Below are 14,302 nucleotides of genomic sequence, written 5' to 3'. Positions count from 1 at the left end.
AGCGACACTCGAGCCCCTCCAGTGGCGAGACATCGAACGTAGTTCGACGTAGATGGCGGCGCGACGAAGTGGAGCCGCTCATCGGAGTCGAACCGACGACCTACTCATTACGAATGAGTTGCTCTACCAACTGAGCTAGAGCGGCAACCAGACCCAAATCTCTGCGAGCCGACGCATCCGACGCAAGCAGAAAACTCCGTTTCGAAAACCATCGCCTGCAACTCTTTTTTGCAACGTTGCAAATAAGAGTTGCATGACCTCGCCGCAGCAGGACTCCGATTGCCAAGGCTCGACACCCGACCACTTCCTGCTTTGCCTCAACTATCGTGACTCAGAACAAAATCGCGCTCCGCATCGCCTCCAAAAACATTCATCTCGACGATGGCGAACTCGCCTCCGGCGTCCTCACCTGCGCCCCCGGCGAACCGCTGGCCATCGATCTCGGCGACACGACTTCGGCCGACATTTCCCTGCCCGATAGCGCCCACGTCGCCCTCGGCCGCTTCGATCCCCACGTGCACTTTCGCGAAGCGGTCATCCCCACGCCGGAAGAGGTCGAAGAACACGGCCCAGAAGGCGTCGACTACCGTACGCTCATCGCCACCATCGAAAAGGCCAACGCCCTGTACAGCGTGCGAGCCGGTTCCCTGGCCGCTCTTCGCGGAGGCGTTACCGCGGTCGGGGCCATGGGCAACACCGCCTGGGGCCCCGTAGGTCCCTACCGACACCAGCGTACTCAAGACCACTACAGCGAGCGTAGCTTCATCCCCATCGTCATGTGGCCGCGCATGGAGCCCGGCGCTCCCGCCATCGACGGTCACGAGGGCAAGGACTTTGGCTCCACTTTCGGCGGCTCCGGCCTCACCGGGCAAACCCGTCGCGACATGTTCGAGCTCTGGCGCGGACAGGCCGTTTCCTACCACAACGACCAAGCTCGCCCCGACGAAACCATTTCCGAATTCAAGGAGCGCACCGACCCCCATCCCGCCCTGCTCCATCACGAGTACTTCAACGGCGACACCGTGCTGGCCTGCCAAAAGGAAACCATGGCCCTAGCTCGCGACGCTGGCCTCAAGAGCCTACTCGCCCGACACATCCCTACTGGTCCAGCCCTGCAGCAGATCCTCGACGCCCGCAGCGAAATGCCATACGCCCTGCCGGCAGAAGTCGGGCTGGACTACGTCTACTGGTGCCGCGAGCGCCTGCTCACCCAGAAGGACGAGATCGCTTTGATCAACTACCGTCGCCCGGCCCATCCCACTCGCGAGGACCAGCAAGCGCTCATCGAGATCACCCGCGACGCCATCCGCGGCGGCGATTCCACTGTTTTTTTCGGCACCGACCACGCTCCGCATCCGCTGGCAGCGAAAGCCTTCAAAGACGGGCTACCCGGCGCCCCCGGCACCCGCAACATCGAGCACAGTTTGCAGCTCTACCTCGAGCTCGTCAGGAATTACGGATACACATGGCAAAACATCGATCGCCTCGCCGCCATCAATCCCGCCAAGCACATGGCCCAGTTCTTCGAATTCCCCTACGAAGTCGGCAGCATGAAAAGCGGGGCCATGGCCAATCTCGCCATATTCGACCCCGATCAACCTTACACTGTCGACGAACGCAAACTCGCCGCCGAACTCAAAGATCCCCACTACCACAGCGCTCTCAACGGAGAAAGCGGCCTTTTCGGCAAAAGCCTCTTCACAGTCGCCAACGGCCGCGTCTGGGACGTGCAAAGCAAGCTCGCCCCGCTCAATTAGCAAAGGTGGGACGCGACCTCCGGGCGCGTTCCTTTCGCGCATCCAAAGCCAAACGACGCCTCCATCAAAGAGAGGGCCCGGAGGTCCCGCTCCACCTTCTTCAAACCTCTACGCCTCATCGCCCTTCGCCAGCCCTTTCACATCTTCCAAGGCCAGATACAGGCACGGCACCAGCACCAGAATGATCGCTGTGGCGAACACGATACCGAATCCCAGCGAAATGGCCATGGGGATCAGGTAAAACGCCTGCCGCGAGGTCTCCAAGATGATGGGCGTCAATCCGCCGAAGGTCGTCAAGGTGGTCAGCAAGATCGGCCGAAAACGCCGCAGCCCAGCCTCATGGATAGCATCAAACGCGTCACGATCGCCCCGCTTGCGATTCGCGTAGTCGATCATGATCAGCGAGTCGTTCACCACCACTCCGGACAAGGCGATCACTCCCATTACACTGATCAGCGACAGATCGTGCCCCAGCAGGATGTGCCCGATCACCGCCCCGATGATGCCGAACGGGATCGCTACCATTACGATCACCGGCTGCGAGTAGCTGTTGAAGGCGATGGCCAGTAGTGCGTAGATCACACCCATGGCGATGGCGAAACCGCCCCACAAAGCCGCGGTCGACTCTCTCATCTCGGCTTGGCTTCCCTCAAAACTCCAAGTAATCCCCGGAAAATCCGCCCGCAACTGCGGCAACACTTCCCCATCGATCGATTCCAATACCCGCGTGATGGCTCGCTTGGGCTCCACGTCCATGCCGACCGATACCACGCGTCGCCCATCGCGACGATTGATCGAGGTAAACGCCTCGCCCTCGCGCACCTCCACCACATCCATCAGCGGCACTTCAACTCCATCAGGCGTGCGCACCATGAATTCCTCGAAGTGATGAATATCTTCGCGCTCAGGCTCCGGCAACTTCACCCTCACCTCGATTTCGTTGGTCCCACGCAGCTGACGCAACGCCAAGGCCCCGTAAAACGCGTCCCGAACCTGCTGGCCCACATCCACCGCAGTCAGACCGAGATTTCGTCCTTCTTCTCTCAATACAAGGTCATACTGAGCTTTGCCCTTGTTGTAGTTGTCGTTCACGTCCCGAGTCGCTTCAAAGCTCTCCATGCGCTCCACGAAGGCCGTGCTAGCCCGCTCCAACACGTCGATGTCGCTGTGACTCAAATCCACGCTGATGTCCTGACGCCAGCCACCAGGCCCGCGCTCGGCCTCGAAGGTGATTTGATCCACACCTTCGATGTCGCCAATCTCATCACGCCACAGAGCGATCACTTCCCGAGCCGTCATGTCTCGCTCTCCGGGCGGCTTCATCACGATCTCCACATCGATAAAGCTCTGCCCGCGCACGTTGGTCTTCACGCCTTCCGCCACTTCGAAAAGATTGTGCTCCTCGAACATACGCATGGTAGAGTTGGTGATCTCCGTGGCCACCTTGCCCGCTTGATCGATGGTAGTACCCACCGGTAGATTCACCCCGGCCTCGATTTCGTCAGCCGACACTTCCGGCATCATGATCATGCCCATGTGACCGCTGTATCCATATCCCCCTACGATGATGAACAGCCCCAGCGCCGAGCTCAGCGTGATGTATCGATGTTTCAAACACACTTTCAAGAAGCCGCGATAGTATTTGTCGATAAACCGACTCGTTCCTTTGGAAAACGTTTGCTGCCAGCCGTGCAAACGATCCGTGAAACGTCCACGCTTTCGCTCCGACATATGAGCTAGGTGAGCGGGCAGGATGAACAAGGCCTCCATCAGAGAAACCGCGAGCACCGTCATCACCACCGCAGGCAGCGGCAACCAGAATTTTCCCGTAGTCCCGGGCATGTACAGCAGCGGTACAAAAGCGATCAGCGTGGTGATAATGCTGAAGGTGACCGGGCGCGCCATTTCCTTAGCCCCGAGCACCGCCGCCTCCATGGCGCTCTTCCCCTGCTGCCGATACTCGAAGACGTTTTCCCCCACCACGATGGCGTCGTCGACCACGATGCCGAGAGCCACCAGGAAGCCGAACATTGAGATCATGTTGATGCTCACTCCGATCAAAGGCAGGAAGACAATTCCACCGATGAAGGAAATGGACATGCCCATCATCACCCAAAACGCCAACCGGTATTCCAAGAAAAGGGCCAGTATCACCAAAACAATTACGATCGCCATGGCCCCGTTTTCCAGCAGCAGCGACAAGCGATCCTGATAGTCGCGGGCATTGCTGCTATCGATACGCACCTGCACGCCCTCAGGCAAAGTGGTCTCCATCTCATCGAGGATCACACTCACCGCTTCCGCGATTTCCAAGGGCGACTGCTCGCCAACACGATAGATTTGGATTTCCACCGATGGCTGCTGGTTGAACTGCGAATGAAAGCCCGCCTCTTCAAACCCGTCGCGGATCTCCGCCAAATCGCCCAGGGTGAGCACCGCGCCTTTCTCCGACGAAACCACCACGATTTCCGCGAAGTCCTCCGCCCACTGCTTGCGCTCCTTCATGCGCAGAAGGATCTCTCCCGCATTGGTCTCCACCGCCCCGGCCGGCACGTCGGAGCTGGATTGACGAATCAAGTTCGCCACCTGTCCCAGCGTCAACCCGTACTCGCGCAAACGGGCCTGCGGGATCTCCACGTGCGTCACATAGTCGGGCACATTTCCGATCTCCACCTGAGTGATGGATGGGTTGCTCAACAAACGATCGCGAAACCGCTCCGCCAATTGGCGCAAGGTCCACACATCGACGTCACCATACAATCCGAACTCCATAACCTCGGTCTGCCGCGACTGCAGTCGCACTTCCGGCTCCTCGATATCGTCCGGAAAGGTGCGAATGCGATTCACCGCCTGGTCGATTTCCTGAAACGCCTTCATGCGATCCAGTCCACTCACCAACTCGATCGACACCTGCCCCGATCCCTCGTAAGCGGTCGAAGTTAGCTCCTTAATTCCCTGCACGCCTCGCACCGCTTCCTCGATGGGCAGGATGATGCCCTGCTCCACCTCCGCCGGAGCGGCCCCGGGATAGCTCACGCTCACTTCCACAATATCCAGCTGGAACTGCGGAAAAACCTCCTTCTGAATGTTAAACGCCGTCCAAATGCCGCCGCCAATCAGCACCAGCATCAGCAGGTTGGCGGCGATGGAGTTGCGGGCCATCCAGGCGATAGGGCCGCCCCCAAGCTGCTTGGACTCGTTCTCTTTTCCCTCGTCCGACATCTAACGGTCCTCCCCAGATTCCGACGCCTCGTCCGAAACCGTTTCCTCGCCCTCTAGCCTCAAGGGAGAGCCATCGATTGGCGTAGCCAGATTGGTCGTCACCACACGATCGCCATCCTCCAACCCTTCGGAAACATAGGCATACTGCTCGTCCTGAAACTCGATATCCACCTTCCGAATACGAAGCGCATCCTCTTCGTCCATCACCCAAACCGTTGCGCCTTGACGCACGTAGTCGCGATCCACTCGAACGACGTTTTCGATAGGACGGGCGTTGATCAACACCTCGACAAAGGCCCCGATCATCAAGACGGGCTTATCCGAGCTCACCACTCGATCGCCCAACGGATCCGGCACCTCGACCAGGACTCGAGCCATGCGCGTGGCGGACTCCAGCGTACCCACCAACTGATACACTTCTCCCTCGCGATAAACGCCCTCCGGCCAAGCAGCTCGGTTGCGGACGCGGGCCTTGGCTGGCTGACCATCCTCCCCTTCGCCAAACTCGATCCAGCGCAGCTTCGATAGCGGCACCGCCGTGGCCACCCAATAGCGATCGCGTCCCACCAAATGACCCAGCGTGTCGCCCGGTCCGACCTGCGAACCGACCGTCACCTCGCGCGTCAGCACCTGAGCGTCAAATGGCGCCTTCACCTCCGTGCGCTGCAGGTCCAGCTCCGCTCGCCGCACCGCCGCCTGAGCCGCTTCCACTCGAGCCTGGGCCGTTTGCAGCTGCGGTTCGCGCAACACCAGCGAACGACGTTCCGAGTTCAAGTCCTCGCCCAACAATTCGAAATCGTCCTCCGCGATCGATTGCCGTCCCATCTCAATGTTCAAATCCGCCTCAGCCTGCTGCAACTCGCTACGCCGCTCCGCCAACGCCGCTTCGTAATCCGCCGCATCGATGCGAATCAGCATTTCGCCTTTCTCCGCGACGCCACCTGGCGTGAATACCGGCGAACGCTCCAGCACTTCGCCGCTTACCCGCGGGCTGAGCATCACCTCTTCCGCTGGCTCCACCGTGCCCATAGCCGCGATCACGGGCTTGTAGTCGCCACGCTGAACAGTTTGCACCTCCACCAGCATGGCGGTGCGCTTAGTCGCACCCTCGCGCTGGGCGGTGGGCTCGGTGAAAAAGATCACCGTAGTCACCCCGGCCGCCAAGGCCAAGACCGCCAAACAAATCAAACCCGTCACCCATCGACTCATGACATGCTCCTTTCTTCGCGCGAACACCCAATCGCTCGCACTGTATCTGGTTTTCCCTTACACGTCATAGCTCTCATGATTCATCCTCCTCTTCACGTGGGGTCTCAAATCCCCCTGCCAGCGCTCGATACAATGCGATGCGGTATTCGTAGAGTTGAAATCGGCCCTCCAACAGATCCCGTCGCAGCTGCTGCAAATCCGTCTGGGCCGTTAGCACGTCGATGTAGTTCCCCACGCCATTGAAATACTCCACGCGCAGCTGCTCGTAGGATCGATCCGCCAAGCGTTCCTGCTCCTGCAAGCTCTGCAGACGCTTCTCTTGCCCTCGCTCTCGAGCGAGAGCGTCCTCCACTTCGCGAAACGCATCCAACGCCGCCTGCCCGTACTCCGCCAAGCGCTGCTCCGTCACCGCTCGCGTACGCTCAGCTTCCGCCGACAACGCTCCACCAGCAAACACGGGAGCGATCACGTCCGCCGCGATGCGACGTATCCAGTCGTCAAACACATTCTCAATCTCATCCCCCTCGCTGAGCAGCTCTCCGCCCAAGCTCAGCCGCGGCAGACGATCTCTCGCCGCTCGAGCGGCATCCGCGCTGGCCGCCTCCAAAGCGAACGCTGCGCCACGCAGATCAGGCCGCCGCTGCAGTAGATCGCTAGGCAAACCGGTTTCCGGCAACGGCGGCAAGTTCGGCAACATCCCTTCAGCATAGGAAAAATCTTCTTGCGGGGCTCGACCGAGCAAGGTTTGCAGCAGGTGCTCCAAAACCTGAATACGGGCCTCGGAAACGTAGACCTGTTCACGAGTCGCTTCCACGAGCTGCCGCTGACGCAACACATCGACGCTGCGCAGTTGGCCGCTGCTGAAGCGGTTTTCGATCAGCTGCAACACTTGTTCGTTGGCGGTGAGCTGATCTTCCAGCAAATCATGCTGAGCTTGGGCGGTGATCCAGGCGAACCAGTTTCGCGTAATCTCCGCAGACAAGGTCAGGGCTGCCGCTCGATAGTCCTCCCGCGTGGCCGCGGCCTCGAAATCCGACGCTCGGGCGCTTGCCCGCACCCGTCCCCAAAGATCCACCTCGTAGTCCGCCGCCAAACCGGCGCTGAAGCGATCGCCCGAAGTCCTATCCTCTGGACGATTCCGACTAGCCGACGCCACCGCATCCAAACGCGGATAGAGATCCGCCTGAGATCGCCGAGCAACGGCCCGGGCCGCTTCGAGGCGATTCCAAGCCGCCTCGAGACTGATATTTTCCGACAAGCCAGTTTCAACCAGCCGATCCAGTTGCTCATCCTCAAAGGCCTGCCACCATCGCTCCTCCAGCGACACCTCGCCGCTCCGAGAAAAAGGCGCCGCCTTCGTGACCGCATCATCAAGCGAGCCCGTGTCCACCGAGGCGCAACCCGCTAGCCAGATGCAAAGCGCAGCCGCGAAGAAGCAGCCCGAAAGCCGATCTCCTACTCCTTTTTCCTTTCCGTGTCCCAAATCGATGTTCGTTTTAAGTGACTCAGCCGCAACAGTTCGCCGTCGCAGCCCATCTCCCACTAAGCTTACGGCTCGACCCCGCTTTGGAATGCAGGCCCTGAAAAACCTTCCTCGTCCACAGCGAAGTCCAAGCCCCGCCGCAAGCCGGTCTCCTCTGTCTCAGCCTCTCTTTCCGACAGCATTTCAAGTCGGGAACCACCCTTCCGATAACCATCTCGCGCCTAGCAGCTTACGAAGAGGACGATCCCCAATGCGGCCACCTCGATGTCCCGCGAAAACGCCCCTCTTCCCACGCCGGAAAATTTGCGAAAATTCCCATTGACGGCGCCCCGCCCCATCCTATTGTCCGTGATCTTTCTAGCGGCGGCGGGATAGCTCAGTTGGTAGAGCAGAGGACTGAAAATCCTTGTGTCCCCGGTTCGATTCCGGGTCCCGCCACCACTTATTGTCTCGGCTCACTCCCGTGAAAAAACGCCTCCAGCAATGGGGGCGTTTTTTGTGCGTTCTGGGACCCTTCATCTTCGATGCTTCGTCGCTGTGGCTCCTCAGGTGTCGCTGCGCTCGGTAACCGGGTCCCGCCACCACTTATTGTCTCGGCTCACTCCCGTGAAAAAACGCCTCCAGCAATGGGGGCGTTTTTTGTGCGTTCTGGGACCCTTCAGCTTCGATGCTTCGTCGCTGTGGCTCCTCAGGTGTCGCTGCGCTCGGTAACCGGGTCCCGCCACCACCTATTGTCTCGGCTCACTCCCGTGAAAAAACGCCTCCAGCAATGGGGGCGTTTTTTGTGCGTTCTGGGACCCTTCATCTTCGATGTCTCAGCGTGCGAGACGCTTCGAGAAACGGCAGGCCACACTCCGCGGTTGATCTCGGGCGGCAGCCTCCCATGCTGGCCGATTTCCCTCGCCCATGAAGTTTCTCCACACCGCTGACTGGCACCTAGGTCGAATTTTCCATCAAATCCATCTCACTGACGATCAATCGGCGGTTCTTGATCGGATAGTGGAGATCGCCAAAGCGGAAAACGTGGCCGCCGTGATCGTGGCGGGCGACCTATACGATCGGGCCGTACCTCCTCCAGAGGCGGTCGCTTTGCTGGATCGCACTTGGCAGCGGATCATCAGCGAAGTCAACGTTCCCATCATCGCCATACCGGGAAATCACGACAGCGCCACGCGCGTCGGGTACGGCTCCACGCTGTTGCAGAAAGCGGGACTGCACATCGTAGCAGACTTCGAGCGCGCCTTGACTCCGATCACCCTTGGCGATGTGGACATTTTCGCCCTGCCCTTCGCCGAGCCGGCGGAGGTGCGAGCTTGGTCGGGAGATCTCACCGTCCGGGATCACGCTTCGGCTGTGGCCTGTTGCATCGAGCGCATGCGGGATCGCTTTTCGCCGGACCGTGCGCGCGTCCTGGTGGCGCACGCTTTCGTGGCGGGAGCTAGGACGGAATCCGATTCGGAGCGTCCACTCTCCGTGGGCGGCGCCGGCACTGTGCCGGTCGACGTTTTCCAGGATTTTCACTACACAGCCCTCGGCCACTTGCACGCAGCTCAAAGCGTATCCGAACGCTGCCTGTATGCGGGCTCTCCTATGAAATACTCCTTCTCGGAAGCGGACCACGTCAAATCCGTCACCATCGTGGATATCGACGACGCGGGATCGGTATCCACCAAACACATACCCATGACGGCTCGACGAGACGTGCGCACGATCGAAGGGGAGCTTGGCCAGCTCATCGCAGCCGCTCCGGACGATGGACAGAGAGCGGACTACTTGCGCGTCGTTCTGACTGACCAAGGCGCCTTGCTCAACGCCATCGGTCGACTGCGCGAGGCGTATCCGAACGTACTTCAGCTGGAGCGACGATTCCTCACTCGCGAGGCCAGCGCCGTTTCAAACGTCGCCAAACGCCAGCAGGCTACCGAGAGCGAGCTGTTTTCCAGCTTTTTCAGCGAGGTTCTGGAACGAGAGCCCAGCACGCTTGAAACCGCCCTCTTCGAGGAAACGCTAGAGGAGCTTCGTCGCGAAGACGCCGAGCGACAGGAGGTTTCTTCATGAGGCCGCTTCGCCTGACCTTGGAAGCGTTCGGTCCCTACGCCAGGCGCCAAACGCTCGACTTCACCGATCTCGGCCAACACGAGTTCTTCCTCATCCACGGGCCCACCGGATCGGGCAAGACCACCTTGCTCGACGCCATGACCTACGCCCTCTACGGCGAAACCTCCGGAGCTGGCCGCAGCGCCGCCCAGATGAGAAGCCAGCAAGCGGGACCGGAATTCGAAACCTTGGTCCGATTCGACTTTCGCATCGGCGCCGCCATCTATCGGGTGGAGCGCTCCCCAGAGCAGGAAGTCGCCAAGAAACGCGGTACCGGCACGACCAAACGTCCCGCGGAAGCCCGGCTATTCCGTACCCAGATTTCGGGCACGGATCCAGGAGATGGCGACGACGGCTGGACGCCTCTCGCGACCAAGGCTGGTCTGGTCAACAGCGAAATCGCTCGATTGCTGGGATTTTCCGCGGAGCAGTTCCGTCAGGTCATCCTCATTCCGCAGGGACGCTTCCGCGAGGTGCTGGAAGCGGATTCCAAAAAGCGCGAAGAAATCCTCGAGACCTTGTTCGGCACCGGTCTCTACTCGAAGCTAGCGGAGCGCCTGAAAGCCAAGGCCCGTTCGATCGAAGAACAGGCTCGAGAAAGCGAGCGCCACAAGCTCGCCCTGCTGCAAACCCATGGCGTGGAGACGCCTGACGCCTTGCGAGAAAAACGCGCCTCCCTTCGGCGACACCTTTCCCAAATAGATACGGACCTCAAACCGCTCCTGGAGAAAAAGGAGAAAACCGCCACAGAACTCGAAGGCGCCAAACGGCTCAGCGAGCAGTTCAAGGAGGCCCTTGCCGCCAGGAAAGAGCTGAGCGAACTGAAGGCTCGCAAAGAGGAAATCGAGGCTCTTCGCAAACAGTTGACTGCCGCTCGCCAGGCGTCCGCCATTCGCTCTGAACGGGAAATCTGGATACGCGCGAAGAAGCAGTCGTCCGAGATCGGGGCCGAGCTGGAATCCGAGAAAAAGCAGCTGCCCGCTCTCAACACCGCTCTGGAGAGCGCTCGGTCCTTGCGCGAAAACCACCAGAAGGAATCCGCCCGCAAGACGGCCTTGCAGGAGCGCATATCCCAGCTCCAGCCGCTAATCGCCAAACTCTCCATCTGGACCAAAGCGAACGCCGAGCACGAAGCGAAAGCGAAGGAAGCGAAATCCCTCTCGGCGGAGGCTGAACGGTTGCTGAAAGCAGTTGCCGCAGGAGAAGAGAAACTGCCGGAAATCGAAAAGCGGCGGGCCCAAGCCCTCGAAGCCAAGTCGAGCATCCCCAAGCTCGAGGCGGACCTGAAGAGCGCCCAGGAACAGCTGGCGATTCTCAAGCAAGCGGGAGAACTCGACACGCAACTGAAGCCGAAGCTGGCCGAGCTGAGCAAAAAGAAAGACGCTGGGCTGCGTCTGTCGGAGGAGCTCAAGAAGCAGCAGACGCAGCTGCAGGAAGAGCAAGAGCGCTGGGACTCGGGACAAGCCGCCGTGCTGGCGAGCCAGTTGACTCCGAATACGCCCTGTCCAGTTTGCGGATCCGAGCACCACCCCGCGCCGCATCTGAGCAAAGGAGACTCCCTGCCCTCCGAGCAGAAGCTGAAAGCCGCCCGAACCGCCGTCGCCCAAACCGAAAAGCGTCTGGAAGACGCCCGCGAGGAGTGGAAGCTCGCCAATTCCGAAGTCGAACGGCTCAAGGCGAAACGCGAGGCCCTGGCCGAGGTCAAAACGGCTCCTCAAGCGCTTCAGGATCAGAGCCGAACGCTGAGCGAGCAGCTGGCGAAGGCCCGAAAACTGGTTTCCGAGCTCGCAGAAGACGCTCTTGAGAAAGCCAAGAAACAGCTCGCGGAAACGCAAGCCGCCTACCGAGCCGCGGAGGCGAAACGCGTGGCTGGGCAGACCGAGCTGACGCAGATCCAGACCTCCGTTTCCCATCTTTCGCAGGACATTCCAGAGGACCTGAGGGCGCCGCAGGCTCTACAGAAACGCCTCGATCAAGCGGAGAAAGACATCTCGGCCATCGATCGCGAAACCAAGCGAATCGACGATCTGTATCAGAAAAGCCTTACATCGCTGCAAAAGTCCCAGACCCGCATCGAATCGCTAGCCAAGAGCGGCGAAAAAGCTGACAAGGAGGCGCGGGAAGCGGAAGAGGTTTGGCAAAAGGCCTTGCAGGCAGCGGCCTTCGAGAACGATGAAGCCTGGCAAGCCGCTCAGCGGCCTCCCGAAACTCTTCGAGGGCTGGAAGAGCAGTTGGAGGAGCACGAAAAGCGTCTCGCCGCGGCGAGAGACCGAAGCCGACGGGCCGAGGAAGCGCTGCGCAAAGCCGACGCCGAAGCGCCGCCCGATCTGGAAGCGACCCAAGCCCGAGCTCGAGCGGCTGAAACCGCCTTGCAGAGCAAACGGGACGAGCGCGCCGGCGCGATCAAGGAACTAGAGGATTTGGACAAAGCCCTGCTGCGCCTAGCGGAGCTCCAGAAGGCCTACGGAGCGCTGGAGGAAACCTTTTCCGTGGCCGGACGAGTCAGCGACGCGGTCAACGGCAGAAACGCCCTCGGCATGACCCTGCAGCGTTTCGTTCTGACCGCCTTTCTCGACGATACCTTGCTGGCCGCCACCACTCGCCTGGAGCGCATGAGCCGCGGACGCTATCGATTGGAGCGTCGACGCGAGCGCGAGGATATGCGCCGCGCCTCGGGTTTGGATCTGGATGTCTTCGACGAGTTCACCGGGCAAACCCGCAGCGTCAATACGCTCTCCGGCGGCGAGTCATTCCTGGCCTCGCTCTCACTAGCCCTCGGACTGGCTGACGTGGTGCAAAGCTACGCCGGCGGCATCCGCATGGAAGCCCTCTTCATCGACGAAGGCTTCGGCACTCTAGACCAGGAAGCCCTCGACGAAGCCCTGAAATCCCTCATGGACCTGCGAGAAAAAGGTCGATTGGTCGGCATCATTTCCCACGTGCCCGAACTCAAGGAGCGCATCGACGTGCGCCTGGAGGTCACCTCCGATCGAGACGGCTCGAGAGCTCGCTTCCGCCTTCCTGAGAGCGCCCTCTGAGGAAATCGGAAGCCCTGAAGTCGTTCGCCAAGCTCCAAATCAGGACAGCGATCGCCCTGCCCCGCCTCCCCCAAATGGGGGAATTGGATCTGCTTGCCCATCCACGACCCCGCCAAATGATAGCCACCATACTCCGCCCGAAACGATCACCCCGGCCGAAACACGTCATGCCCTATCGAAACTCACCGCTCCCTTCCCCCACTTCCTTTCGTCCCCTGAGCGCCTTGCTCAAGGCCTCGCTCGCATCGCTGGCCGCCATGGGCACCGCCCTGCTGGCAGCCGACCCAGCCGGCTACCTCTTCGCGACCTTCAAAGGCGAGCAAACGCCGCTCACCGAGCAAATCTACTTCGCGGTCAGCCGCAACGGCCAGGATTGGAAGGCGCTCAACGACGGCGAGCCGGCGCTGGTCAGCGACAAAGGTGAAAAAGGCCTGCGCGACCCCTATCTGCTTCGCTCCCGCGACGGCGAAACGTTCTACATGGTGGCCACCGATCTCTCGATCAACCTCAACCCCGACTGGGGCCGCGCCGTGACCGAGGGCAGCCACAATATCGTGGTTTTCGAATCAAGCAACCTGGTGGACTGGTCCGAGCCGCGCCTAGTGGAAGTCGCCCCCGAAGACGCCGGTTGCACATGGGCTCCGGAGGCGATCTACGACGAGGAGAATGGCGAATACCTGGTGTTTTGGGCCTCCACCACCGGCCGCGACGACTTCGCCAAGCACCGCATCTGGGCGGCCCGCACGCCGGACTTCGTGAGCTTTGGGGAGCCGTTCATCTTCATCGAAAAACCGACCACCGTGATCGACACCACCATCATCAACGATGGGGAAAACTACTACCGTTTCACCAAGGACGAGAAATACAAGTCCATCACCATGGAGACCGCCGCTCGCCTCTCGGGTCCCTGGAGCGACGTATCCGGCTTCTCCCTTTCGCGCCTGCGCGGCTACGAAGGTCCGGAGTGCTACCAGCTCGATCCGGAAACCGGCCGTTGGTGCCTTATTCTCGACCAGTACTCCAAGGGCACCGGCTACCAGCCGTTCGTCACCAGCGACCTGGCCTCAGGGCGGTTTGAACCCGCCGACGATTTCACGTTTCCGTTCCATTTCCGCCATGGCTCGGTGATCCCGCTCAGCGCCGAAGAACTGGAGCGCGTCGAAAAGCGCTGGGGCGTTTCTGAATCCGCCCATTAGCAGCCGCCTCTTGAAGCGCCTCAGCATCACCCGACTTTCCCCTGATCGGGGGATGGACGATCCGGCGCGATCCTTATATCCTTTGGCAGGAGTCCGGGCCTCGGGCAACGGACTGCGCCCCGACCTCACCCCCCGTTTCAAACGATAACCCAGCCCATCACCCCCAATCATGGCCATCGCCAGAAAAACCCTTTTGACCGTCTCAGCAGCGATCGCTTGCTCCTTCAGCCTCTTCGGCCAGGGGAACGAGCTCGACACCCCGGAGATCTTCCAGATCAACCGCGAGGCCCCGCAGGCAAA

Annotated in this window: 7 protein-coding genes and 2 tRNA genes; 5 read left to right on the top strand and 4 right to left on the bottom strand. The window is 60.5% G+C overall.

Annotated features, from left to right (window positions below):
- Positions 1-69 precede the first annotated feature (69 nt).
- Positions 70-145 (bottom strand) — tRNA-Thr (locus QEH54_RS16470).
- 181 nt (positions 146-326) lie between these two features.
- On the opposite strand from QEH54_RS16470, the gene QEH54_RS16465 reads away from it, so the two are divergent.
- Entirely contained in the window at positions 327-1,757 is a 1,431-nt protein-coding gene (locus QEH54_RS16465) for a hypothetical protein (RefSeq protein ID WP_309019804.1), read from the top strand.
- 108 nt (positions 1,758-1,865) lie between these two features.
- Here QEH54_RS16465 and QEH54_RS16460 read toward each other — a convergent pair whose 3' ends face one another.
- The 3 genes from QEH54_RS16460 to QEH54_RS16450 form a co-directional block, all read right to left on the bottom strand.
- Positions 1,866-4,979 (bottom strand): efflux RND transporter permease subunit, encoded by a 3,114-nt coding sequence (locus QEH54_RS16460; protein ID WP_309019803.1) that lies wholly within the window; start codon positions 4,977-4,979, stop codon positions 1,866-1,868.
- Positions 4,980-6,188, bottom strand: a complete 1,209-nt coding sequence (locus QEH54_RS16455) for an efflux RND transporter periplasmic adaptor subunit (RefSeq protein WP_309019802.1) — start codon at positions 6,186-6,188, stop codon at positions 4,980-4,982. It abuts the gene before it with no gap.
- A 73-nt stretch (positions 6,189-6,261) separates the two neighbouring features.
- Positions 6,262-7,671, bottom strand: coding sequence for an efflux transporter outer membrane subunit (locus tag QEH54_RS16450; RefSeq protein ID WP_309019801.1), 1,410 nt, complete (start codon positions 7,669-7,671; stop codon positions 6,262-6,264).
- Between the two features lie 365 nt (positions 7,672-8,036).
- Between QEH54_RS16450 and QEH54_RS16445 the strand changes: the two genes are divergently transcribed.
- The 4 genes from QEH54_RS16445 (at position 8,037) to QEH54_RS16430 (ending at position 14,002) form a co-directional block, all read left to right on the top strand.
- A tRNA-Phe gene (locus tag QEH54_RS16445) sits at positions 8,037-8,112 on the top strand.
- Between the two features lie 465 nt (positions 8,113-8,577).
- Entirely contained in the window at positions 8,578-9,729 is a 1,152-nt protein-coding gene (locus tag QEH54_RS16440) for an exonuclease SbcCD subunit D (RefSeq protein WP_309019800.1), read from the top strand.
- Positions 9,726-12,806, top strand: a complete 3,081-nt coding sequence (locus QEH54_RS16435) for an AAA family ATPase (RefSeq protein ID WP_309019799.1) — start codon at positions 9,726-9,728, stop codon at positions 12,804-12,806. The genes QEH54_RS16440 and QEH54_RS16435 overlap by 4 nt, the downstream gene beginning before the upstream one ends.
- Before the next feature lie 167 nt (positions 12,807-12,973).
- Positions 12,974-14,002, top strand: a complete 1,029-nt coding sequence (locus QEH54_RS16430) for a glycoside hydrolase family 43 protein (RefSeq protein WP_309019798.1) — start codon at positions 12,974-12,976, stop codon at positions 14,000-14,002.
- The last annotated feature ends 300 nt before the right edge of the window (positions 14,003-14,302 follow it).

Origin of the sequence: Pelagicoccus sp. SDUM812003, assembly GCF_031127815.1 — a bacterium.
GTDB lineage: Bacteria > Verrucomicrobiota > Verrucomicrobiia > Opitutales > Opitutaceae > Pelagicoccus.
The sequence above is the reverse complement of the archived record's forward strand: the minus strand, read 5'-3'. Positions and strand labels throughout refer to the sequence as shown.